The sequence below is a fragment of the Rhodococcus sp. 21391 genome, assembly GCF_016772255.1.
Taxonomy (GTDB): Bacteria; Actinomycetota; Actinomycetes; order Mycobacteriales; family Mycobacteriaceae; genus Rhodococcus_F; species Rhodococcus_F opacus.
In genome coordinates this window covers 7,091,255-7,115,335 of sequence record NZ_CP063781.1, presented here as the reverse complement: position 1 = coordinate 7,115,335, position 24,081 = coordinate 7,091,255, and the positions used below count along the sequence as shown (strand labels likewise).

The 24,081-nt window shown below is 65.2% G+C and carries 22 protein-coding genes; 8 read left to right on the top strand and 14 right to left on the bottom strand.

Features of this window, described 5'->3' with window-relative positions; all coding sequences use genetic code 11:
• Positions 1-849: 849 nt before the first annotated feature.
• From GO592_RS32955 to GO592_RS32940, 4 genes are all read right to left on the bottom strand, one after another.
• The gene (locus GO592_RS32955) at positions 850-1,962 is read right to left on the bottom strand and encodes an NADH:flavin oxidoreductase (protein WP_007298637.1); all 1,113 of its coding nucleotides are present in this window, start codon (positions 1,960-1,962) and stop codon (positions 850-852) included.
• A gap of 370 nt (positions 1,963-2,332) precedes the next feature.
• Positions 2,333-2,608 (bottom strand): hypothetical protein, encoded by a 276-nt coding sequence (locus GO592_RS32950; RefSeq protein ID WP_007298638.1) that lies wholly within the window; start codon positions 2,606-2,608, stop codon positions 2,333-2,335.
• A gap of 63 nt (positions 2,609-2,671) precedes the next feature.
• On the bottom strand, positions 2,672-3,550 hold the full coding sequence (locus GO592_RS32945; RefSeq protein WP_007298639.1) for a polysaccharide deacetylase family protein: 879 nt from the start codon (positions 3,548-3,550) through the stop codon (positions 2,672-2,674).
• A gap of 3 nt (positions 3,551-3,553) precedes the next feature.
• Positions 3,554-4,555: an asparaginase gene (locus tag GO592_RS32940; protein WP_007298640.1), complete on the bottom strand. Its 1,002-nt coding sequence runs from the start codon at positions 4,553-4,555 to the stop codon at positions 3,554-3,556.
• Positions 4,556-4,742: 187 nt separating this feature from the next.
• Between GO592_RS32940 and GO592_RS32935 the strand changes: the two genes are divergently transcribed.
• Positions 4,743-5,747, top strand: coding sequence for a LacI family DNA-binding transcriptional regulator (locus GO592_RS32935; RefSeq protein ID WP_007298641.1), 1,005 nt, complete (start codon positions 4,743-4,745; stop codon positions 5,745-5,747).
• Between the two features lie 39 nt (positions 5,748-5,786).
• Here GO592_RS32935 and GO592_RS32930 read toward each other — a convergent pair whose 3' ends face one another.
• The 5 genes from GO592_RS32930 to GO592_RS32910 all read right to left on the bottom strand — a co-directional run bounded on the left by GO592_RS32930 (position 5,787) and on the right by GO592_RS32910 (position 11,290).
• On the bottom strand, positions 5,787-7,190 hold the full coding sequence (locus tag GO592_RS32930; protein WP_007298642.1) for an amidase: 1,404 nt from the start codon (positions 7,188-7,190) through the stop codon (positions 5,787-5,789).
• Positions 7,191-7,378: 188 nt separating this feature from the next.
• On the bottom strand, positions 7,379-8,080 hold the full coding sequence (locus tag GO592_RS32925; RefSeq protein WP_007298643.1) for a cyclase family protein: 702 nt from the start codon (positions 8,078-8,080) through the stop codon (positions 7,379-7,381).
• 91 nt (positions 8,081-8,171) lie between these two features.
• Positions 8,172-8,921 (bottom strand): SDR family NAD(P)-dependent oxidoreductase, encoded by a 750-nt coding sequence (locus tag GO592_RS32920; protein WP_007298644.1) that lies wholly within the window; start codon positions 8,919-8,921, stop codon positions 8,172-8,174.
• 29 nt (positions 8,922-8,950) lie between these two features.
• Complete coding sequence (locus GO592_RS32915; protein ID WP_007298645.1) at positions 8,951-9,751, bottom strand: SDR family NAD(P)-dependent oxidoreductase; 801 nt, start codon at positions 9,749-9,751, stop codon at positions 8,951-8,953.
• 93 nt (positions 9,752-9,844) lie between these two features.
• Complete coding sequence (locus GO592_RS32910; protein ID WP_007298646.1) at positions 9,845-11,290, bottom strand: MFS transporter; 1,446 nt, start codon at positions 11,288-11,290, stop codon at positions 9,845-9,847.
• 254 nt (positions 11,291-11,544) lie between these two features.
• On the opposite strand from GO592_RS32910, the gene GO592_RS32905 reads away from it, so the two are divergent.
• The 3 genes from GO592_RS32905 (at position 11,545) to GO592_RS32895 (ending at position 14,022) form a co-directional block, all read left to right on the top strand.
• Positions 11,545-11,742 (top strand): hypothetical protein, encoded by a 198-nt coding sequence (locus tag GO592_RS32905; protein ID WP_007298647.1) that lies wholly within the window; start codon positions 11,545-11,547, stop codon positions 11,740-11,742.
• Positions 11,743-12,202: 460 nt separating this feature from the next.
• Positions 12,203-12,595 (top strand): WhiB family transcriptional regulator, encoded by a 393-nt coding sequence (locus GO592_RS32900; RefSeq protein WP_039951908.1) that lies wholly within the window; start codon positions 12,203-12,205, stop codon positions 12,593-12,595.
• A 650-nt stretch (positions 12,596-13,245) separates the two neighbouring features.
• Positions 13,246-14,022, top strand: a complete 777-nt coding sequence (locus GO592_RS32895; protein WP_011595879.1) for an IclR family transcriptional regulator — start codon at positions 13,246-13,248, stop codon at positions 14,020-14,022.
• A 73-nt stretch (positions 14,023-14,095) separates the two neighbouring features.
• On the opposite strand, the gene pyk is transcribed toward GO592_RS32895, so the two are convergent.
• From pyk to GO592_RS32870, 5 genes are all read right to left on the bottom strand, one after another.
• Positions 14,096-15,607, bottom strand: a complete 1,512-nt coding sequence (gene pyk, locus GO592_RS32890) for a pyruvate kinase (RefSeq protein ID WP_237737171.1) — start codon at positions 15,605-15,607, stop codon at positions 14,096-14,098.
• Complete coding sequence (locus GO592_RS32885) at positions 15,604-15,840, bottom strand: hypothetical protein (RefSeq protein ID WP_202715057.1); 237 nt, start codon at positions 15,838-15,840, stop codon at positions 15,604-15,606. The genes pyk and GO592_RS32885 overlap by 4 nt, the downstream gene beginning before the upstream one ends.
• Before the next feature lie 265 nt (positions 15,841-16,105).
• Entirely contained in the window at positions 16,106-17,911 is a 1,806-nt protein-coding gene (gene gcl / locus GO592_RS32880; RefSeq protein WP_202715056.1) for a glyoxylate carboligase, read from the bottom strand.
• A 36-nt stretch (positions 17,912-17,947) separates the two neighbouring features.
• Positions 17,948-18,832, bottom strand: a complete 885-nt coding sequence (locus tag GO592_RS32875; protein ID WP_172651991.1) for a 2-hydroxy-3-oxopropionate reductase — start codon at positions 18,830-18,832, stop codon at positions 17,948-17,950.
• Positions 18,833-18,872: 40 nt separating this feature from the next.
• On the bottom strand, positions 18,873-19,697 hold the full coding sequence (locus GO592_RS32870) for a hydroxypyruvate isomerase family protein (RefSeq protein WP_016881990.1): 825 nt from the start codon (positions 19,695-19,697) through the stop codon (positions 18,873-18,875).
• Positions 19,698-20,468: 771 nt separating this feature from the next.
• Here GO592_RS32870 and GO592_RS32865 point away from each other — a divergent pair.
• The 4 genes from GO592_RS32865 (at position 20,469) to GO592_RS32850 (ending at position 23,951) form a co-directional block, all read left to right on the top strand.
• The gene (locus tag GO592_RS32865; RefSeq protein ID WP_007300029.1) at positions 20,469-21,842 is read left to right on the top strand and encodes an FAD-binding oxidoreductase; all 1,374 of its coding nucleotides are present in this window, start codon (positions 20,469-20,471) and stop codon (positions 21,840-21,842) included.
• Positions 21,842-22,240, top strand: a complete 399-nt coding sequence (locus GO592_RS32860) for an L-lactate permease (protein WP_272943294.1) — start codon at positions 21,842-21,844, stop codon at positions 22,238-22,240. The genes GO592_RS32865 and GO592_RS32860 overlap by 1 nt, the downstream gene beginning before the upstream one ends.
• A gap of 1 nt (position 22,241) precedes the next feature.
• Positions 22,242-23,381 (top strand): glycerate kinase, encoded by a 1,140-nt coding sequence (locus GO592_RS32855; protein ID WP_007300027.1) that lies wholly within the window; start codon positions 22,242-22,244, stop codon positions 23,379-23,381.
• Positions 23,382-23,642: 261 nt separating this feature from the next.
• Positions 23,643-23,951: a WhiB family transcriptional regulator gene (locus GO592_RS32850; RefSeq protein ID WP_272943293.1), complete on the top strand. Its 309-nt coding sequence runs from the start codon at positions 23,643-23,645 to the stop codon at positions 23,949-23,951.
• Positions 23,952-24,081: the final 130 nt, after the last annotated feature.

The window sequence follows — 24,081 nt, the reverse complement described above, 5'->3', positions numbered from 1 at the left end:
AAGCCGCCGACACCTTCCCCGGCGTCAGCGGCTCCTCATCCCCTACGTCGAGAACGCTACGCAATGTAGGTCTTACCCGGCTCGGGGGTGACAGTGACGCCATATCGCCTCTCGGCAAGTGGTCGCTCGCAGCGACTTTTCTGGTGTGGTACCCGGGGTATGAGCGCCACCGTCAGCCTCTTCAACAGCGCCGGAGCGGGTGGTATTCCGGCGCGCTACAGGCCTGGATCGTTGTAGAACTGACTGCGCGAATAGAAGAGCCGGTAGGTGATGGTGAAGCCATTGCGATCGAGGCTGGTCGGCTGAGCCACTGGTCGGCGACCGCTCGCCATCCATCTGCGCCGTGTCGGGAGTCGCACAATTCCGACACGATCGAGGCGAGCGTCTCGGCGACCTCGGTGTATCTCTGCGGGTCCGATACCCACCGCTGGAAGGCCTCGGCAAGCTGGTCGCGATGGGGGACGGAGACCCTGCGGTTCGGACCCGATGCCCGGTGTTCCTCGCTGTCGGGGGCGTCGGAGATGAGGTTGAGGCCGTTCCCGAAGTAGATGTCGTCGAGCAGAAGGGCGGATTCCCACGACCCTGATCGGATCGTTGACGGTTGTTCTGGCCGGACCGGAATGTGACCTGCGTTTCTCCTGCGTGGCTCTGCCCGAAGACGACGACCCCGGGGGGTTGCTCTTCGCTAGAAGAGGCGAAGGGCCGACGGTTCTGCACACCCCGGGGTCGATAGCCCGGCGTTCGTCGACTGGCTTTAGGTAGCGCAGCTATTTAGTGCCCGCGGCATGCCGAAACAACATATCCCCGCGCGTCACTCAGCCTGATGAGGTTGTCGGCGTACCCAGTCGGCTACGCCGAGAGCTCCCAGCTCTTTACGGTCGCCATGGGACTGAATACCGAGGGGTCGACGTCCGACTGGATCGGCTTGGCATCGAGGGCACGCTGTGGCCAGTCACGGTTCGCCAGTGCCGGCTTGCCTAGCGAGATCACCTGGGCGGAGCCGTTCTCGATCAGCGCGTCTGCTGCCGCGGGGTCACCGAGTTGCCCGTTGGCGATAACAGGCAAGCCCGAGTACTTCGTCGCGAAGGCTGCAAGCGTGGTGCCTGAGTCCGCGAAGGCAGGTGCGGTGGCATCGAACTCGGTGGTGTGGATGTAGTCGACGCCGGTTTCGGCCAGCCCCTGGAAGATCTCCGCCGCGTCGGACTCACCTCCGGCCCAACGGTGATTGTAATCGCTCACCTTGGATTGCGAAATCCGCACTCCCACAGTGACCTTGGAGCCAACCACCTGCCGAACTGCGGCGATGACCTCTCGGTAGATCTTCAGTCGGTTGGCGAGGGATCCGCCGTACTCGTCATCACGCTGGTTCATGTAATCGGTGAGGAACTGGTCGAGCAGATAGCCGTTGGCGCCGTGGATCTCCACCCCGTCGAATCCGGCGGCTACCGCATGCTGGGCAGCCTGGGCGAATCCAGCGCACACGTCGTCGATGTCCCGCAGAGACAGGGCGCGCGGCGTCGCGTACGGGCCTGTACCTCCGTAGAAGCCCAGTTGCTCGCCGAGTGGACGTGTCGTCGAGGGTGCGACCGTTTCGGTCACGTACCTGTTGCCCTGGGACTGCGCACCCGCGTGCATCAGCTGGGCGAAGATTCTTGCGCCAGCGGTGTGAACCCGCTCAACCACGGGCTTCCACGAGTCCGCGTGCTGGGCTGTCGCTAATCCGGGCTGGTTCAGATACCCCTGGCTGTACTTCGTGTCGGGATAGATGCCTTCGGTGATGAGAAGGCCGAACCCTCCCTTCGCGAAAACCTCGTAGTACGACGCGATCGACTCGTTCGCCGACCCGTCCTCGTCGCCGCTCACCCGTGTCATCGGTGCGAGTGCAACGCGATTGGCCAGCTCCGTCGGTCCCAGCTTGAGCGGTGAGAACAGGGTGCTTGCCGTTGTAGACGTGTGTTGCATTTGGGGCCTTCCCGAACATAGTGATCGTGCATGTCGTTGATGACATCTGTTGCCCTGGCGCTTGGGGCATGCCCCTACGGACTAAACAAACGATTGTGGCAAACGTTTGTGTAGTCGGCAAGTCCGTGTGCCCGAACCTCGGAGATGGGTCGATCTGAGCGTTCGCTGACCGCGTCGACGAGGTCGTCATACGTCCGGCACACCACGGATGCGCCGGTGGGGCTGCTAACCACCCAGCCAGCGGTGATGGCACGAACCGTGTCCCGTCGCAATAGCCCCCCGATTCGACGGGCCACTGCGGTCCGCTGCCGTGGTCCGCTGACCAGCTCAGCGGCCCAGTCGAGTGGCGCGCCGCCGCATCCGCCGCACATCAGGGCATCACGTCGCCCGAGTTGGGGCCGAGGACCTGTCCGACGAACAGATTTCCCCCCGGATCCGAGGCGAGCAGCACCGCTGTGGGAGCGATCTCCTCTGGCAGTCCGAACCGGCCGAGCGGCAACTGCGCACGTTTGGCGCGCTTCCAGTCATCGTCGAAGTCGTAGACAGCGATGGTCCAGGCGAAGAAAGCGATACCGGACGCACGGCGAGTCTCCTTACCGGTGACGCGCCGCAGTCCCGGGGGCGGGGCGACATGTGCGTGAGACATCAGTCTGCTTCTTGCTAGAGGGTTCACGGGAGATACAGGTGGGACGACGGATAGGGGTGTGGCTCACCGGCGTGGTGAGCGCTTCTTGAAGTCCTCGGCGATGGTGTTGAAATTCGTCCAGGTGACGCCGTCGTGCGAGCTGATGTGCTCGATGAGCCGTTCGAGCATCAGGAGCACCTGAGGACGACCGGAGACATCGGGATGAATGGTGAAGGTGAAGACGGCGTAGTCGCTCTCCCGGTAGACCCAATCGAACTGATCCCGCCACATCTCCTCGATGTGCCGTGGGCTCACGAAGCCGTGACTGTTGGGGCTGCCCTTGATGAACATCATCGGCGGCAGGTCGTCGAGGTACCAGCTCGCGGGGATTTCGACCAGATCGGTCTCCTCGCCCCGGACGAGGGGTTTCATCCATTGCCCGGCGGGCTTGTCATAGTCGATCGGAGTCCACGAGTCGCCGACGCGCACGTAGTACGGCTCGAAATCGCGGTGCATGAGTGAGTGGTCGTAGGTAATGCCCCGCTCGACGAGGAGCTCGTTGGTGACTTTGCTGAACTCCCACCAGGGGGCGACGTAGCCGGTGGGACGGTTACCGGTGCGGGTGGTGATGAGATCGATGCAGTGGTCGAGGATCTCCGACTCCTGCTCACGTGTCATCGCGATGGGGTTCTCGTGGCTGTATCCGTGGAGACCGATCTCGTGTCCGCTTGCGACAACGGCGTCGAACTGTTCCGGGAAGGTCTCGATGGAATGCCCTGGCCAGAACCAGGTGGCAGGCAGGTCGTACTTGGCAAGCAAATTGTTGAGTCGGGGGACGCCGACTTCGCCGGCGAAGACGCCCCGGGAGATGTCGCCGGGTGAGTTCTCGCCTCCATACGAACCCAGCCAGCCACCGACCGCGTCGACGTCGATACCGAAGGCGACGAAAATCTCCTTGGCCATAGTTCAGTCCTCCTTGTTGTCTGCGTAGATATCGATCAGGGAGTTGACCTGCTCCGAGGCATCCACTCGCTGGGACAGCCAGAGGGCCAGGAGTATTCGGAGCTGCGTGGCCGGCAGGCCCGACGCCGCAGGAACGCCCGCGGCCACCAAGTCGGCCCCGCCACCATTTCCGTACACGCCGGCGACCGGACCTTCGGGGACTCGGGTGGACAGCACGAGGAATATCCCTCGCGGCAAGAGATCCTGCGCGGCTGCGACCACGGCCGGGTTGGCGTTGCCGATGCCGGTGCCGGCCACGATCACACCCTTCGCCCCGGCCGCGACGGCTGCATGGATCAACGCGGCGTCGCCGCCCGGATACATCTCGACCAGATCGACCCGGATGTTGTCGAACGCGAGGGTGGGCCGCGGTAGCGGCTTGGGACGGCGCGGGGCGGAGATGATCGACACGGCGCCTCCGCTGACGTTGCCGACGCTGCCGCCGACCATCGAGTCGAACGCCGCCAGAGCGGTCGTGTGCATCTTGCGCGTTCCCCGAGCGGGGAGAATCCGCCCGGCGAAGGCGATCAGCACACCCAGAGCGCGGGCGTCGGGCGAGGCCGCAACCCGCACGGCGTCCGCAAGATTGCGGGGGCCGTCACCGGCGACAGCGTCACTGGGATGCTGTGCGCCGGTCAGTACGAGGGGGCGGGGATCGTCGTGCACGAGATCGAGGAGGATCGCTGTCTCCTCCATCGTGTCGGTGCCGTGGGTGATGACGATTCCGTCGACGCGCTCGTGCTCGCGAGCGAGCAGGTCGGCGACTTGGTCACTGATTTGGCGCAGGTGACCGAGCGTCATCCGGTACGAGCCGATGGTCATCAGATCGATCGTTTCGATCTCGACGCCGGCTATGCCGGTGCCCTCGAGAAGAGTCGCCGCCGTCTGGTTCGCGACGACACCGCCCTCGGTGGTCGTGGAGGCGATTGTGCCTCCGGTAGCGATGATCGCTATTCGCAACGGCATGCCAAGAAGTGAAGCACAATACAAACGTTTGCCGCAATCGTTTGGGCTCACTTTTGACAAACGTTTGTGTGTTGATCGTTGTGGGGGTCTTCGTTCGGTAGTCTGAGGTCGAGAGACCGAGTTCGATGTCGATGACCAGGGAGGCGAGCCGTTGAAGGCGTCACAGAAAGGCCCGCTGACACTCCGCATGATCGCGACCGAGCTGGGGATAAGCCCGTCGACGATTTCGCGGGTCCTCAACACCGAAGGCGACGCCGCCCTGCGTTGGGGATCCCCCGAAACCGTGGCGCGAATCCGGGCATTCGCCGAGGAGCATGGGTATTCCCCCAATCCTCAAGCGTCGAGTCTGAGGACGCGGCGGTCCGGCCTCATCGGGGTGCTGGTGCCACGCCTGGAGGACTACGTGCTCGCGACCATCTACGGAGGCATTGAGGAAGCGGCGTGGGAATCTGGACTGTCCACCTTCGTCACCAACTCGTTGGACATCCCTGCCAATCAACGAGCGCGGACACAAATGATGATCGATCGCCGCGTCGACGGAATGATCTTCGGCGATGCCCACCTCGACCACCAATTCCTCGACGAAGTCCATGACCAGGGGCTCAAGTTCACCTTGGCCTCCCGGCGCGCGGGCCGCTATACCTCGGCAACCGTCGACGATGTCAAGGGCGGTCGCCTCGTCGGACAACACTTGGCTGATACCGGCCGCCGAAACGTTGCGGTTCTGGCGGGTCTCGAATTTGCGTCCACAGCACGCGATCGCGCACGGGGGGTGGTCGAAGCGTTGGCCGACAACGGAATCGAGGTACCGACTGATCGCATCGTGTACTCGGGGTTTGATCCCGCGGGTGGACGCGCGGCGGTCGAGAAGGTTCTGGCTACAGGACCGGTGCCCGATGCGATCTTCGCGACCAACGATTTCGCTGCACTGGGAGCCTTCGGAGCCCTCCGAGACAGGGGCATCCACGTACCCGACGACGTCGCGCTTGTCGGTTACAACGACACCCCCTTGGCCGAGGGAGGCGCCGTCCCACTGACAACTATCCGCTCTCCCATGCATGAACTGGGTCGACACGCCCTCCGCCTGTTGCTCGAGGTCCTAGCCGGCCGGACACCGGATTCTGTTCTCCTCGAGCCCGAATTGATAGTGAGGCGGAGCAGCGACACTCGCGCGACAACGACCCCGGTGTAGGAGCGGAGAACCTCAAATCGGCGCGACCAGTCTCGCCGACTAGAGCGGTCTGAGATGACCCCAGGGTGAGGCCTCCTCGAGCGTCCCCGCGATTCGGAAGAGGTCGGCGTCGCGATTCGTTCCCGTGACAACTTGCAGGCCCACTGGCATCCCACTCGTGGTGAAGCCGCACGGTATGGAGGCTGCGGGGTTGCCGGTCAGGTTGAAGGGGTATGTGTAGTAGGCCCACGACACGAGGCCGCGGTCCGGCAGCTCCGGGGGGACATTGATGCCGGCGCCCAGTTCGGCGACGGGAAGAGTCGGGGTGACCAAAACGTCATACCGGCTGAAGAATTGACGTACGTGCTCCCTGAGTTCAAACCGTTGAAAGAATTTGGCGAAGTAGTCCGCGAGTGTCTCGCGGTACAGCGCTTGCGTAATCGCTTCGGCGACATCGGGATCGAGCAAGTGCCGGGAATGGTCCAGCTCCTCGCGCAACTTCAGTCCGACTCCGGCGTAGAACTCGGCCTCCCAGAGCCCGATGGGATCGTCGGGTAGCACCTCGTCGATCAGGTCGACATGACAACCCGCCTCTTCCAATCGCCCGACGGCGGATTCGCAGAGCTCTCGCACCTCGCCGCTGACGGACGCGTAACCGAGGGTCGGGCTCCACGCAACTCGCATGTTGGTCGTCCCGCGACCGCAGGCGCCGACAAGATCGGGGACATCCTGTGCCACGCTCGACGGGTCGCGCGCGTCGAACCCGGACATCACTTCGATCAACAGCGCGGCATCGCGGACCGACCGTGCAATCGCGCCGACGTGGCCGAGGGAGGGGGTGGCACTGGTCGGGAAGACGGGGACTCGACCGTACTGCGCCTTGACGCCGACCAACCCACAGAGGGCGGCCGGTATCCGGACGGATCCGCCGCCGTCGGTTCCGAGGGCGAAGGGCGTCACCCCGGCCGCCACGCTGGCCGCTGCGCCCGAGCTGGAGCCACCCGGCGATTTATCGGTGTTCCATGGATTGCGGGTCACCCCGGTCAGAGGACTGTCCCCGCCACCGGCCTTGGCGCCGAACTCCGTGGTCGTGGTCTTGCCCAGGATGCAGGATCCCGCTGACTTGATCCGCTCGACCGAGGGTGCATCGGACCGCGCGACGTTGTCGGCCCTGGTCTTGGACCCGAACGTCGTCCGGACGCCCGCGACGTCGATCAAGTCCTTCACCGAGAGCGGAATTCCGTGCAATTTTCCGAGCTGACCGCCGGCGAGGACCTGGGCCTCTGCGGCGCGAGCGGCCTTCAGGGCCACATCAGGTGTTGCGGTCACAAAGGCGTTGAGTGTCGGTTCCAGGTCGTCCATCCGGGTCAAGGCCGCCTCGGTGACCTCGACCGGTGACACCTGCTTGGTGGATATCAGCTGCCTCAGCTCGAAGGCGGTGAGGTATGAAAAATCGTTGCTCACTGGACGTTTCGCTCTTCCTACTTGGCACGGAGGGACGTCCCCACCGAATTGCGTGTGACGGCACCACGCCGCAGTCAGGGCGGCCGAGTCGGTGCCCTGACTGCGGCTGGAGGTCGATACACCATGTATCGAAGCGGGCAGGAACAACTGCTGTTCAGCGATCGCGTCGAGAATGGCCGGATCCCGAGCTACTCGTCCAGGATGGCGAACGCACGAGTAGGCCCGCCGGTGCCATGCATGAGCGCGAGCGGCACTCCGAAGAACATGAACTCGCCCTTACCGACCAGTTCCTCGAGGTTGACCAGCCATTCGTAGTGGGTGATGCCGCGGTCTCGGCACACACGGTGGTTGTAGAAGTAGTTGTGATTCGGGGCATCCGTTGACGGCCCCTCCACCCCATGCACCTTCGAGCCGTGGTCGGCGAGCCAGTGGGTGGCGTCCGTACTGATGCCGGGGTTGCTGGTCACCACCGAATGGTTGGGATAGTGACGTTTGTGCAGACCTGTGTTGAGGAGCACGATATGGCCGTCCACCGTCACCCCGGATTGCTCCTGTCCCCTTTCCAGGTCTTCGACCTCGATCATCCCCAGGTCGGGGATGTGCGTCATGTCGAAACACACCGCCTTTCCGAAGAACATCTCCAGCGGCATCTCACCGACCTTGAGGCCGTCGGGGTTGACGTGGAAGAAGGAGTCGACGTGGGTGCCGATGTGGTCGAGGGTGCCGATGTACGACGTGGCCAGGGACATCGGATCGTCGTCGGTCCCGAGGTTGAGCTTGACCGAGTCTTCGTGCCGGGTATGCGGGACGTGAACGGGGCTCTGAAAGAACTTGTGGCTGGGCATGTTGTCGTCAATCGGAAGAGATAGGTCGATCACGCGCTGTGCCATGGTGTGACTCCTCACATCAGATCGTATGGAAATTGTGCGGCCGCTCGCGGCCCGTACCGACTAGCCGGGGTTGGACCGGGGGGATCAACGCTCACGGCATCACATCGCCACTGTTGGGCCCCAAGGTCTGCCCGACGTACAGGTTGCCTCCGGGGTCGCTGGCGAGCAGGACCGCTGTGGGCGCGATCTCGTGCGGCAACCCGAATCGGCCCAGCGGCAGTTCGGCCTCCTTCGCCTGTCGCCAGTCCTCGGTGATGCCGGCGAAGAGCGGGGTCCAGACCGGTCCGGGGGCAATCGCGTTGACCAAGACCCCACTGGGGGCCAATTCGCGGGCCAGCGCCCTCGTCAGTCCGATGACACCCGCCTTAGCGGCGCAGTAATGGACCAGGCCGACACCGCCTTTGATCCCCAGTTGGCTGCTGATGTTGATGATGCGACCGGACCCTTGTGCCAGCATGTGCGGTACCGCCCACCGGCAGCACAGGAACACGCTGCGCAGATCAACGGAGATCATTTCGTCCCAGGTGGCGACGTCCATCTCGGCCAACGGGACCTCTGTCAGCAGCCCGGCGCAGTTCACCAGGATGTCGAGTGCACCGAATTCCGCCAGGCATCGATCTACCATCATTTTGGTTTGGTCGGGATCGGTCACGTCGACGACGACACCCACCGCTTTTGCCTCGCCCTCCGAGTAACGGCTCACGGCGGCCGCGAGGCGCTCCTCGTCGCGATCGGCAAGCAGCAGGTGTGCGCCCTCGGCCGCGTAGGCGTCGGCGATGGCTGCTCCGATCCCGCTCGCGGCACCTGTCACGATCGCGGTACGCCCTTCGAGTATACCCATTATCTTCTGCCTTCCACTCGTTTACCCGGTCACTTCGGCCAGCGGACGGTCAGGCCGCCGTCGACGATGATCTGTTGCCCTGTAACGAATCCCGCGTCCTCGCTGGTGAGGAAGCGCACGACCCGTGCCACCTCGTCGGCGCACCCCACCCTGCCCCACGGAATGATCTTGCCGATATCGGCGAGCCCCTCGGGGCCGAGGGAGTTGACCCCGTCAAGGGACTGCGGGGTCTCGATGAGGCCCGGGATGACCGCGTTGACGCGAATACCGGATTCTGCCAGTTCCGTTGCGAGCGAACGGCACAGTCCCAGCACGCCGGCCTTCGCGGCCGCATAGTGTGCGTGATGATCCCAGCCGTAGACTCCGCCGGCAATGGAGGAGATGGCCACCATCGCGCCCGGCCCGGTCATTCGACTGGCCGCCGACCGGAAGGTGCGCAGTACACCCGTCAGGTCCACCGACAGCATGTCGTCCCAAGCGGCGTCGTCCAACTCGGCCAAAGACGCCTGCCGCAGGATCCCGGCGTTGGCGACGGCGATGTCAAGCCGCCCGTAGATGTCGATGGCGCTCTGTGCGAACGTCTCGACCTGGCCGCTGTCGCGCACGTCCACCGCGACCGCTGTGCACTGGCCGCCGATCGCCTCGACCTGCTTGACGGTGTCGTTGACGTCGTGCGGATCGCCGGTGTAGTAGCCGATGACGCTGGTGGCGCCGGCGCGAGCGTAGGCCACCGCCAGGGCCTGGCCGATGCCGCTGGATCCTCCGGTAATGAGCGCGACTTTGCCCTGCAGGCCGTCATCACGGGTGGGGGTACTGGTGTTGTGGGGCACGGAACTTACCTCTCACTGGTAGTTGGTTTATGCAGGCGTGGACCGCCCCGGGCTGGGTATAAAGGTCCACGCTGGTGGTGACGTGGCGGTTCTTTAGGCCGTGACCGCGTCCGTGTCGTCGACGTCGACGTCGTCGTCGACGTCACCGTGGTGGTGGTTCTGATCGACCTTGCGGCATCCGAGCATCACCAGGCCGGATCCGAACATTCCCACGGCTCCCGCGATGAACGCGGCCATCGGGACGTCAACGCCGGTGGACAGGATGATCGTCAGCAGACCCGCGCCGAGGATGGCGCCGACCGGGCCCATGATGTGCGCGGCGTTGGGGCCCGTCCCGCGTACACGGGCGGGAAAGGACTCGCTCATGTAGAAGAGCATCGCAGCGTAGGGGCCGTTCAAGAAGAAGATTCCGAGGGCATACAGGGGGATGACGAAACCGGCGTTGTTCGGACCGAAGAGCATCACTGTCATGACGGCGCCGCCGATGATCCAACCGACCATGATGGTGGTCCGCCGGTTGACACGATCACCGACATAGCCGTGGGCGAGGTAGCCGAGGAAGCCGGCCGCGTTGGACACGATGAGGATGAGCAATGCGTTGCCGAACGATACGCCCTTGCCGTCGGTGAGGATCGTGGTTCCGAGGACGGCGAAGACCTGAATGCCCATCCAATTCAACAGCCACGCCGCCGACAGGCAGATCGTGTGCCGGCGGAGGTCCGGAGCGAAGATCTGGCGCAGCCCGGACTCTTGATCCCGGGTGATATCCAGGTCGTAGAGGGCGGCGAGGCGTTCCGCGTCGTTGGCCCGGCCCTCCTTACGCAATTCTCTCGTGCGCCGGAGCGCGATGAACGCCGGCGACTCCCGCAGACGGCGCGCGAGGAACACGACCACAATGGCGGGGAAGGTGGCGAGGACGAAGATCCAGCGCCACTCCACAAACGGAAGCAGGGCCGCGGCGAAGGCGGAGGCGAGTAGAGCGCCTACGGGCCAACCACTTTGGACGAAGCTGAACATGAATCCCCGACGACGGCTCTTACCGTAGATCTCGTTGAGGTAGACACTGTTCACGACCTCCTCCGAGTAGCCAAGACCCGAGATCGCACGAATTCCGATCAAGGCGAGCGCGCCGTTCGCCAGACCCGTCAGACCCGATGTCAGCGCGGCGCCCACGGTGCAGAAGACCAACGCTGGTTTGCGTCCCACGCGGTCGAGCAACGGGCCAACTGCCAGGGACACGAAGAAGGTGCCCAAGGTGACCCAGGTGGCGACTGCGGTGGCCGTGCTCGTGGACCACTCGAAGGTCTTCGCTATCTCGGGTAGCAGGGTGCCGAAGAGGACGAAGTCGTAGACCGAGAACACCCAGGCAAGGAAGCAGACGATCGACGTCGTCAGCAGGAACTTGCGGCTGTGCTCGGGCGGGCCCTTCAGAAGGACCTCGTCGGAGGGCTTGCCGGACGCCCATTCCTGGTCATCTGCATCGGGGAGCGGGCCGCTCCGGGATGACGTGGCAAGCGGGGAAGGATCGGTGGGGGACACGGGGTAGGCCTTTCGTTCGAGCCGACCGGTAGTACCGAGCAGCGAGGTCGAGGCGGTCGGGGCAACCAGTGGCACACGGTTGCCTCACCAACAGGTCGAGTCATCGTTCAGACCTGGAACCTCATCGAAATCGGGTCGCGGAGTGCGGAACGCGAAAGCGGTCCACGAGAGGGTGCACTTTTACGACCCGGTCATCATTTCCGTATTGCGAGAATATACTTTCGTTCTACGAATAGTGACAGGGGTCACCCGGGATGTCAATACCGTCTGTCGTCACCGAGATGGCTACCGGGGGAGCGGACGTCGACCGACTCTACGAAGACATCGTCGGCGCCGAGTACTCAATCGATCGGACCTCCGCGCTACGCAACGACATCGACGACATCCGCGCAGCTCTCGAAGCCCAGGTCGCCTACCTCGACAGTCTCATCGGACCACACCGGCATGCATGAGTTAGTTCATGCATGCATTTGCGTTAACTGATGCTGGCACACGCGCCCCGGTGTCACAGGCGTGTGTTTCACAATCGGACATGCCGACGCCCTGCGGTTCTAGTTTGATTCGGAGTGATCAACAGACGCTGGAATTTACCGGTGGGGCGTCGAGGGGTCGCCCCTCCCGGTGGTGCGAGGCCCCACGTTGGTGCGCCCACGGCGGCGGCCCTCCCGAGGTGATCAGAACCGATTTCGGGATGGACACCGCAGCGTTCTGTCGGGCACTGGTCGCGTATCTCGACGTCGCCGCGCCGGCACCGCTGCGGCCGCTTGGTCGAGCAAGTGATCACCGTCGCTCGTCGAAGGTTCTGGCTGGGCACCTGAACTTGAAGAGACCGTCCGGACTGATTGTGAAGGATGTTGTTTGCGAAAGGATTACCGCGGTGACAGGTCCGCAGCATAAATACCCGTGAGTGAGATGAGTGAGACCGATCCGATGACGTGTATATCCGCTCGTGCGCCGAGCACTGTGCCGGCTTCCCGCCGTGAAGGTACGCCACGGACCGGACTGCCCGTCGACCGTGATCGTGGAGATTGGCGCATGCTGGGGTCGTGCCGGAACGTCGAGTCGTCGTTGTTCTTCTCTCCAGAGGGGGAGCGTGGTCGGGATCGGGCGCGGCGCGAAGCGCGCGCCAAGCGCGTCTGCCAGGACTGCCCGGTGCTCACCGAATGCCGCGAGTACGCCCTGGCCGTTGCCGAACCGTACGGAACGTGGGGCGGGATGTCCGAGAACGACCGCAGACGGCACATCCGGCCCCGGCAACGAGAGGGGCGGGCCGCCGACCTTCCTGACGGGGAACCGGTGCGCTGACAGACGATGCGCGCGATTGCAGTGGTGATCTACTCGGCTGTTCGAACGTTCGCCGCGTCGCGGGTCGATGACGATGTGGTCGGGATGCCTCTCCACTACGCCCAGGGCGGTCCTCGTGCCCTTGACCGATGCGATCGCCCCGGTGAGCGTCGAGGTGGTGCTGGCTCCGACCGGGGCAGTGGCGGGGACGGCGATCTGACTTCTCGCCTGAGCTTCGGCAGACCGCTTCCTTGCTTGCTGGGGGCGCCCTCAGGGGGCGAGGTGGGTGAGCTCGGTTCTCGCGGGTTCAGCGCGCTTCGCCTACTCGCCTGCGCCGCGGACGAGGGACCGGGAATCTCCGCGATAGGGGATTCCTCGGGGTGCTGGTGTGCAGGTCGACTGCCGCGTTCCGAACGGTGAGAGTCAGGAGCTAGTGGTGGGCTCGTGGGCGCCGGCGCTTCCGTCCACGTACCGGAGGTCGAGCGAGCGCACCATAGCGATTTCGTAATTCGGAAATATTCTTCCGAAAAATGAGATAATATTGCGATCCGTGGTGCGGAGGATCTGCGATCGCGTCAGGCACAAGGGGGCCACGCTATCATCGCTCGAACTAAGCCTTCCGCTTCGTGGAATACTCTGATGGGCCGGTGACCGCAGAATGGAGATCAGGCATGACAACAGCAACTCGGGCCAGCGCCGGCGGTGGAGTTCAATCGGTCGAGCGGGTGTTCGACATCCTCGAGCTCATGGCGTCGGCCGGCGGCGCGATCGGGGTCAGTGAGCTGGCCGACCGGGCGGGGCTCCCCCTTCCGACCATTCACCGGCTGATTCGCACCCTCGTGGATCGGGGGTACGTGCGTCAGTTGCCGACCCGCCGATACGCGTTGGGGCCGAAGTTGATTCGACTGGGGGACAGTGCTACCCAGCTCATCGGGTCCTGGTCGCGACCTCACCTGTCGGATTTGGTCGAGCGCACCGGTGAGACCGCGAACATGGCGGTGCTCGACGGGAACATGGCGGTCTATGTGGCGCAGGTTCCGTCCCCGCACTCGATGCGCATGTTCACCGAGGTCGGTCGGCGCGTGTTCCCGCACTGCACCGGAGTGGGAAAGGCGCTGCTTCTGCAGCTGTCCAACGAGACGGTTCGTTCGCTGGTGACCAGGACGGGTATGCCGTCGTACACCGAGAATTCCATCACCGATCCCGAGACGCTCATCGCCGATCTCGAGGTGAGTAGAAGACGCGGCTACGCCATCGACGAGGGTGAGCAGGAGATCGGCGTTCGCTGCTTCGCCGTGCCGGTCCCCAACGCGCCTACCCCGACTGCTGTGTCGATCTCGGGACCGGCGGCGCGCGTGACCGTCGAGTCCGCCGATGAGATCGCTCCCCTGCTCCAGCGGGTGGCGCTGGAGCTGGGGACCGAGTTCGACAAGGATGCCGCTCTGTAAAGCGGTGGGGGAGGCAGGCTCCGGTGTCGGGCCGGTGCTGTTGGGTGCGTGCCGATTGATCAGTCCTTGCCGATCAGCGGTCCTCTTCGCCGATTCTGTGGACGTGGATCAGGTTGGTCGAGCCCACGGTGCCGGGCGGCGACCCGGCCACGATGACTACCAGTTCCCCCTTCTGGTAGCGGCCCAACCCGAGCAGCGCGTGGTCGACCTGCCGCACCATGGCGTCGGTGCTCTCGACCGGATCGACGATGAACGTCTCGGTGCCCCACGTCAGCGACAACTGGCTGCGCACCTCCGGCAACGGGGTGAACGCCAGCAACGGCAGCGGAGTGTGCAGCCGCGCCAGGCGGCGCACCGTGTCCCCGGACTGGGTGAACGCGACCAGCGCCTTCGCGTCGAGGCGCTCCCCGATGTCGCGGGCGGCGTACGAGATGACACCCCGCTTGGTGCGCGGCACATGCGTCAGCGGCGGCACCTGGGTGGACTCGTTCTCCACCGCCTCGACGATCCGCGCCATCGTGCGCACCGTCTCCATCACGTACTTACCGACCGACGTCTCACCGGACAGCATCACCGCGTCCGCACCGTCGAGGACCGCGTTCGCGACGTCGGACGCCTCGGCGCGGGTGGGCCGCGAGTTCTCGATCATCGACTCGAGCATCTGGGTGGCCACGATGACCGGCTTCGCGTTCTCCCGGGCGATCTGGATCGCCCGCTTCTGCACCAGCGGCACCTGCTCGAGCGGCAACTCCACCCCCAGGTCACCGCGGGCGACCATCACCGCGTCGAACGCCAGCACGATCGCCTCGAGGTTGTCGATCGCCTCCGGCTTCTCGAGCTTCGCGATCACCGGGATCCGGCGACCGACCCGATCCATCACGGCGTGAACCAGTTCCACATCGGCCGGCGACCGCACGAACGACAGCGCGATGAAGTCGACGCCGAGGCCGAGCGCGAACTCGAGGTCGGCGATGTCCTTCTCCGACAGCGCCGGGACCGACACGTTCATCCCCGGCAGGGACACACCCTTGTTGTTGCTGACCGGGCCACCCTCGGTGACCCGGCAGATCACGTCGTTGCCCTCCACACCGGAGACGACGAGACCGACCTTGCCGTCGTCGACGAGCAGCCGGTCGCCGGGCTTGGCGTCCTCGGCGAGCTGCTTGTACGTGGTCGAGACCCGGTCGTGGGTGCCGTCGACGTCGTCGACGGTGATCCGCACTTCCTCACCGTTGGCCCACGTGGTGCGACCCTCGGCGAACCGGCCGAGCCGGATCTTCGGGCCCTGGAGGTCGGCGAGGACACCGACCGCCTTGCCCGTCGCGTCCGAGGCGGCCCGGACGCGTGTGTAGTTCTCCTCATGGTCGGCGTGTTCGCCGTGGCTGAAATTCAGCCGCGCCACGTCCATACCGCTTTCGACGAGCTCGCGAATACGGTCACCGGTGGCGGTAGCAGGTCCAAGTGTGCAGACGATCTTCGTGTGGCGTAGTGGAGCAGTGTGGCTGTCGAAGTGGCGTGTGGTGCTCGCCGACTCGCTGACGACTTCACTCGGGTGCGGTGCGGTGAGCGTGACCGACTCGGTCATCGCGTACTCAGCCGGGTGTCGTCGTGTGCAAGTGCGTTCTTGGTCGAGTGGCATGCGAGCCGGACCTGGCAGATCAGCTGGAGCTGAGCCGAGACCGTCGGGGTGATACCAAGACTGTGCAGGAAATGCTTCTTCACCAGGATCTGCTCCAATCGGCGGAAGTATTGGACGGGGGTGAGACCGAATTCGACAAAGATGTCGGCGTCGGATCTCCGCCGCCCCAGCGCCGCCACTTCTGTGCGAAGTGCACTATTGCAGTGGTGGTATCGATCATTTCTCCTCCTCGGATGGGGACGTATGTACCGCGTGGGAGCCGCCGAACCGCGGTCGGTAGCGTCCGAGGTGACCGGCCTGAAGAAGGGGTGTGGCGGGTATCGATTCCGCCGTGCGGCGGTTCCCCCATACCTGCGCGATCGATCGAGCCCGGGAGCCGACACGGTGAGAGCCGGCTCCCGGACGCGTGGCACCGACATCCATGCTTATCTGCTGATCGAGTTGCTAATCAAGCAGGGCGTAGGACGACGGTGCATCGTCGGGGCTCTCGGCGAGTGCCTCGAATTCGTTCACACTGTCCAACTCGGTTCCCATGGCGATGTTGGTGATGCGTTCGAGGAACACCTCGACGATCACGGGGACTTTGTGCTCGCCCGCCAACGTCTTGGCCCGTTCGAGGGCCCCGGCGATCTCACCGGGTTCGGTCACTCGGATTGCCTTGCAGCCGAGCCCTTCCGCCACACGGAGATGGTCGACGCCGTACCCCTTCGGGACCGCGGGCAGCACGTCGTGTTCGGTGGCTTCCTGGGTGTTGATGTTGTCGAATCCGAGCGAGACACAGAAGTTCATGTCGAACTGGCGCTGGGCCTGCCGGATCAGCCCGAGGTAGGAGTTGTTCACCACCACATGGATGTAGGGCAGGTTGAACTGGGCGCCCACCGCCAGTTCCTCGATCAGGAACTGGAAATCGTAGTCGCCGGAGAGCCCGACCACCGTGGCGGTCGGATCGGCGGTCACGACACCGAGGGCGGCCGGCAGAGTCCAGCCCAGCGGGCCGGCCTGCCCGCAGTTGATCCAGTTCCGCTCCTTGTACACGTGCAGGAACTGCCCGCCCGCGATCTGCGAGAGCCCGATCGCGCTGACGTACCGGACGTCGCGCCCGAAGACGCGGTTCATCTCCTCGTACACCCGCTGCGGTTTGACCGGGACGTCGTCGAAGTGGGTCTTGCGCTGCATGGTCCGCTTCCGGGTGGCACAGTCCTCGACCCAGGTGCTGCGATCGGGCAGGGTTCCGGCGGCCTTGCGCTCCTGCGCGACGGCGACGAACAGTTCGAGCGCCGCCTTGGCGTCGGAGACGATCCCGTAGTCCGGTGCGAACACGCGCCCGATCTGGGTGGGTTCGATGTCGACGTGAACGAACTTGCGCCCCTTGCGGTAGGTGTCGAGACCGCCCGTGTGCCGGTTGGCCCAGCGGTTGCCGATGCCCAGGACGAAGTCCGACGCCAGCATGGTCGCGTTGCCGTACCGGTGAGCGGTCTGCAGACCGGCCATGCCCGCCGCGAGGCGGTGGTCGTCCGGGATGGTGCCCCAGCCCATCAGCGTCGGCACCACCGGAACGTCCAGCAGTTCCGCCAGTTCCACGAGCAGATCCGCGGCGTCGGCGTTGATGATGCCGCCGCCGGCGACGATCAGCGGGCGGTCGGCGGACCCCAGCATGTCGAGGGCCTTCTCCGCCTGCGCCCGGGTCGCGGCCGGCTTGTACACGGGCAGCGGCTGGTAGGTGTCCGGGTCGAACTCGATCTCCGCCAGTTGCACGTCGATCGGCAGGTCGAGGAGAACCGGTCCGGGCCTGCCGGACCGCATCAGGTGAAATGCCTGCGCGAACGCACCCGGAACCTGGGCGGGCTCGAGCACCGTCATCGCCATCTTCGTGACCGGACCCGCGATCGCGGCGATGTCGACGGCCTGGAAGTCTTCCTTGTGCAGGCGCGCGACCGGGGCCTGCCCGGTGATCGCGAGGATCGGGATCGAGTCCGCCATCGCCGAGTACAGGCCGGTGATCATGTCGGTCCCGGCCGGCCCGGACGTCCCGATGCAGATACCGATGTTTCCGGCCTTGGCGCGGGTGAATCCCTCGGCCATGTGGGATGCGGCCTCGACGTGGCGGGCGAGGACGTGCTTGATCCCACCGTGGTCGCGCATTGCTGCGTAGAACGGGTTGATCGCCGCACCGGGGAGGCCGAAGGCCTGGGTGGCACCTTCGAGTTCCAGAATCTTGACCGCTGCATCAGCGGCGCGCATACGAGGCATATCAGTTCTCCATCGAGGATTACGAGTTGAGGCGGGTCACTGGGAGGGGCGGCCGGACAGCCGCTCCACTCCGCGCAGCAGGCCCGAATGATCCAGGCCACCATCACCGTTCGCACGGGCGGAGGCCATCAGCTGGGCGAGGACGGCGCCGAGGGGTATCACGACGCCTGCCTCACGGGCAGCGCTGGTCACGATGCCGAGGTCCTTGTGGTGCAGGTCGATGCGGAATCCAGGCTCGAACGACCGGTCCAGCATCTTCTGCGCCTTCTGGTTCAGGACGGCCGATCCGGCAAGCCCGCCGCCGAGTACCTCCACCGCGGCCGCGGTGTCGACACCGTAGGCCTCGAGGAAGATGATCGCCTCCGCGAGCAGCTGGATGTTGCCGGCGACGATCAGCTGGTTCGCTGCCTTCACCGTCTGCCCGGAGCCGTTCGGGCCCACGTGGACCACCGTCTTCCCGACGACGTCGAGGATCGGGCGGGCCGACTCGAAGTCTTCCGGGGCGCCGCCGACCATGATCGACAGTGCGGCGTTGACCGCACCGGCCTCGCCACCCGATACCGGGGCGTCGATCAGCCGGAATCCACGCTCGGTCGCCTGCGCGGCGAGTGCGGTGGTGACGTCGGGCCGGATGCTGGAGAAGTCGATGATCAGCGCGCCTGCCGGGGCGTGCTCGAAGACTCCGTCCTCACCGGTGAGTACGGCCTGTACGTCGGGGGAATCGGGGACCATCACGGCCACGACGTCGGCGCCGGCAACGGCCTTGGCGATGGAGTCCGCTGCGGTGCCGCCGGCCTCGACCAGTGCCGCGGTGCGGTCCGGTATGAGGTTGTATCCGACCACCTGATGGCCGGCCTTCGCCAGGTTGCAGGCCATGGGGCTGCCCATGATGCCGAGTCCGATGAATGCAATGGTGCTCATGAGGTCTCCTCGAAGTCGTCGTTCGTTGGGGGGGAAGGTGTCAGGCCTCGACGCGCCGCGCGCCGCGCAGCTCACGGGTCAGCCAGTCGAAGGTGTCCGGCCGGGTGGCTTTGTACTCGAGCCCGACATAACCGGCGTAGCCGTGTCCGGCGAGCCTCTTCAGGTAGCCGTCGATGTCGAGTGTTCCGGTGCCGGGTTCGCCGCGGCCGGGTGCGTCCGCGATCTGTACGTGCCCGATGCGGTCCGCGTAGGTGTCGATCGCGGCGCCGACGTCGTCGCCGTTGACCTCGAGGTGGTAGAGGTCCGCGAGGAGCCGCAGCGTGTCGACGCCGTGCTCGCTGCGTACGCGGTCGATGACCGCGACCGCGTCGGCGGCCGTTTTGAGCGGGTAGGCCGGCGCCCCGCTGACCGGCTCGATCAGTACGACCGCACCGATCTTCTCTGCCGCCTGCCCGGCGTACGCCAGGTTCTCGGCGGCGATCGCGTCTTGCCGGTCCACCTCGACCGTGTCGAGCCGGTTGCCGTAGAGAGCATTGAATGCTCTGGTGCCCAACGATTCTGCGATACCGATCGCGACGTCGACATTATCGCGGAAGGCGGAGACCTGTCCCGGGTCGGACAGGATTCCCCGGTCGCCGGCGGGCATGTCGCCTGCGGCGAAGTTCAGACCGGTCAGCTGCACGCCGGCGCCGCGGATCGCACGAACGAAGGAGTCGACCTCATCGTCGGCGGGGACGGGCGTGGCGAAGGGCCACCAGAACTCGACGGCGTCGAATCCGGCATCCCGGGCCGCCTGCGGTCGCTCGAGCAAGGGGATATCGGTCAGCAGAATCGAGCAATTGACAGTGTAAGCAGGGCTAACCATCCGGGAACGTTCCTTTCAGGGGGATGCGGGGTGAGGTGGTCGTGGTGATGGAAGTTCGGTGCGGTGGTCCGCCACTGCCCAGACAGCTGAGCGCTTCTCTGGCAAACCAAAGCCGGAAAGCTGAAGAGTCCTCTACATGTATTCCGTAATGTGGAAGAAATTTTCCGTTGTGTGATCTGAGTGAACTTGGCTACCGGGCATCTGTCAAGCCCTCGCGTCGGCCGCGGAGTGCCGCAGCCCGATTGGCGGACGCCGCGGGACGGGCTGTCCGCGATGCACGCCGACGGCGCCGGGTGTGCCAAGAGTGCACTGTCGCGGCGCCTCGGCCGAATCCCGGAACGGCTGCGTTGCAGGCGAATCGTGGTCGGGGTGATCGACCTTCGAAGTCGCCCGGTGGGGCGGAGCGCGAGGTATTGACAATGAGGGTGATCCCTGCCACTCTCGTAATGCGAAAGTATATTCTCGAAGAACGGAAACTGGGTGGATGGCGGCGGGAATCTTCGCCGGCATTCTCAGAGATGGCTCTCGATGAGATCGAGGTTCGATTGATGGCACGCAAGCGCGTCGGTGCTCCCGAGCTCGTGCAGATAGAGCCGATCTCGCTGCAGCACCGAACGCACCGCACACCTGCCGACTACCTGCCGGCGGTCTGTCACCGCCAGCCCCCTGAGACGGCGCTCCATTCCGGAAATGCCCCGCCCCGAAAGTAACCGGTCCAAGACGACATGCGCCCTCCGGGCCGACTGGCACCACATTGATCAAGGAGATCCGATGACTGTGATAGATGAGCGACTGGGTGACCTGCACGCTCGGATTCCCAACGCGTCCATCATCACCGACCCCGATGTGACCGAGAGCTACCGGCGGGACTGGGCACGCGACCCCGACGCCGGCCGGCCGCTGGCGGTCGTGCGCGCCACGTCCACCGAGGACGTCCAAGCGGTGATGCGGTGGGCGACGGTGCACAACATCCCCGTCGTTCCGCGCGGCGCAGGATCGGGTCTGTCCGGAGGGGCGACCGCCGTCGACGGCGGAATCGTCCTGACGACGGAACTGATGCGCAACATCGAGGTCAACCCGGTGACGCGGACCGCCGTTGTGCAGCCCGGGCTGATCAACGTCGAGGTCAAGCGGGCAGTAGCCGAGCACGGACTGTGGTACCCGCCGGACCCCTCGTCGTTCGAGATGTGCTCGATCGGTGGCAACGCGGCCACCAACGCCGGCGGATTGTGTTGCGTGAAGTACGGCGTGACCACCGACTACATCCTCGGCCTCCAGGTCGTCCTGGCCGACGGCACCGTCGTCCGACTCGGCGGCCCACGCCTGAAGGATTCGGCAGGTCTGTCGCTGACCAAGCTGTTCGTGGGCAGCGAAGGCACCCTCGGTATCATCACCGAGATCACCGTCCGCCTCATTCCCGCCCAGGCGCCGGCCAGCACCGTGGTCGGATCGTTCGCCACCGTGCAGGACGCGACGAACGCGATCTTGGACATCACCCGGGTGATGCGTCCGGCCATGCTCGAATTCATGGACCGCGCCTCCATCGGCGCCGTCGAGGCCGGCATGAACATGGGCCTCGACCTGACCGCGCACGGCATGCTGATCGCCCAGTCCGACTCGCCCGGCGAGGACCGCGCCCGGGAAACCGAGTTCATGGCCAAGGTCTTCAGCGACAATAACGCCTCCGACGTGTTTACCACCGACGACCCGAAAGAGGGCGAAGCCTTCACCGCGGCACGACGGTTCGCCATCCCGGCCGTCGAACGTCTGGGCAACCTGCTCCTCGAAGACGTCGGAGTCCCGCTGCCCGCACTGCCCGCGCTGATTCAGGGCATCGAAGACATCTCAGCCCGGCGCGAGGTCCTCGTGGCGGTCATCGCCCATGCCGGCGACGGCAACACCCACCCGCTGATCGTGCACGACCCTGCCAACGAGGACGAGACCGCACGCGCGAACATCGCCTTCGGCGAGATCATGGACCTGGCGATCTCCCTCGGCGGCACCATCACCGGCGAGCACGGCGTCGGCCGGCTGAAGAAGGCGTGGCTGCCCAACCAGGTCGGCGAGGACGTCATGGAGTTGACCCGTCGCATCAAGTCCGCGCTGGACCCGCAGCACATCCTGAACCCGGGAGCTGTGATCTGATGTTTCGGCCCGACTACGCCCCGGTAAGGGGCTCGCTCACCTGCAGCTATGGCCGCTGCGGTCCGCCTGTCCGGGTTCCGGCCATTGGACGGCCGGGGGTGAGGGGCACCGGATCGGACATATCCGTGCATTCACTGTTCGGTTCACTGCAGGCCAAAACTGCGCACGCCGCCGGGCCGGACGCGAATCTACTTGCCACGGCGAACTCCTCGGGTGGTGTGATCGGCGAGATGCTCTCCTCGCAATCCCTGGCGATCGCCGCGGCCGCGGCGGGCCTCCAGGGCAAGGAAGGTGGCCCCTTCCACAGTGCGCTCGGGTGGAGCCTGCTGCCGCTGCTGCTGATATGCATCCCGGTGTACCTACAGGCGACTCCGGTGCTGAGCTGGATGGTGGTCTGAGATGCCCCGTCATGTCGTCGTCGCTCCCGACAAGTTCAAGGGGTCGATCTCTGCGGCCGATGCCGCCGCGGAAATCAGCCGAGGACTCCAGCGGCGCGACCCGACGATCCGGACGATCGAGTGCCCGATCGCGGACGGCGGCGAGGGGACACTCGCCGCCGCTCTGGCGGCCGGCTTCGAGAGGATCCCCGTCGCTGCGCCCGGGCCGACCGGCGAGCGGACGCTGACTGCCTACGCACGGAAAGGGCAGCTCGCGGTGATCGAAATGGCGGACATCTCTGGCTTGCACCGACTGCCCGCCGGGGTACTGCGTCCGATGACCGCGTCGAGCCGTGGTCTCGGCACAGTCCTCGCCCGCGCCCTCGACGACGGATGCCGAGAGATCGTGCTCGGTATCGGTGGCAGCGCCTGCACCGACGGCGGGGCCGGGTTCCTTCGTGCGCTCGGCGCCGAGGTCGTCAACGCTCACGGGAGCCCGATCCGAGACGGAGGCGGCGCCCTGTCTCAGGCCACGATGCTCGATGTTTCCTGGTTGCACCCGGGACTCGGAGACGCGAAGATCACCCTCGCCAGCGATGTGGACAACCCACTGTACGGGCCCACTGGTGCCGCCGCGGTCTACGGACCGCAGAAAGGCGCCACTCCCACACAAGTCGCCGAACTCGATGCGGCACTGGCACATTGGGCCGACCGCGTCGCAGCGGCCACCGGTCGCGACGCCCGCGACAGTCCCGGGGCAGGGGCGGCCGGGGGAGTGGGATTCGCTGCGTTGACCGTTCTGCAAGCGGAGTTCCGCTCCGGAATCGACCTCATCTTGGAGCTGGTGGGCATCGATCAGCACCTCGACGGCGCGTGCGCGGTCATCACCGGTGAGGGCTCTCTCGATCACCAGTCCTTGCACGGCAAAGCCCCGATCGGGGTACGCCTGCATGCCACCGCTCGCGACGTTCCGACCTACGCCATTGTCGGGGTGTCGCGGCTTTCCCCGGAAGAGGAGGCGGCTTCTCAGTTCGCCGCCATCTATTCCCTACAGGATCGTGAACCCGACGTCGCACGTTCGATGGCGGGGGCTGCAGATCTGATCGCTTCGGCCGCCGAAGAACTGGCCGCCGAACATCTGCTCGCGGTCGATCGAACCTGAGAAGAACGTGCGGGGCTCCTCACGAACCGATCTTCTGAGTAACCCCGCACATTCACCACACCAGATCTGAACCTCAGCCCCGGCACCTGATTCGGCGAGTTCCGGCAACCGCCCATCGCAGAATCCAGTGTCCCTGCACCCCTGTGTGGAGACTTGCCTCGAACCCAAGTCTCCACACAGGTTCCAAGTCAACGATCCTCGTATTCGTGGACTCCGCCCGCGACCCTGCGGTCGACCGCCGGACTACACAAGAGGAAGGTCATGCTTCGCGAACAAAACCCCACAGTTCCCGCGCTCTCACCCAACGAGTGGGAGTGGCGACAACACGCCAGATGCCGTTACTTCGACGCCAACCTCTTCTTCGACCCCGCCGACGACTCCACAGACGAACACGCCGCGAAAGCGATCTGCAACCACTGCCCCGTCCTCGCCCACTGTCGTGACTACGCCGTAGATGCCGAAGAGCCCCACGGGATCTGGGGCGGACTCTCGCCCACAGAGCGAAAGAGGCAGAGGTGGTCCAACCGATTCAAAACCACTCCAACGGTTCCGGAGCAACGTTGTTCCTGAATGCCCCAGCGCTTCACCTTGCATAACAGAAATGGTCTCGAACCAGGGGATGGGACGGGTACCCCACAGGGCTGGGGTACTGCTGGGTAAGCACTGCGAGCGTCGTCGGTCCTGCGAGATCATCAGGTGA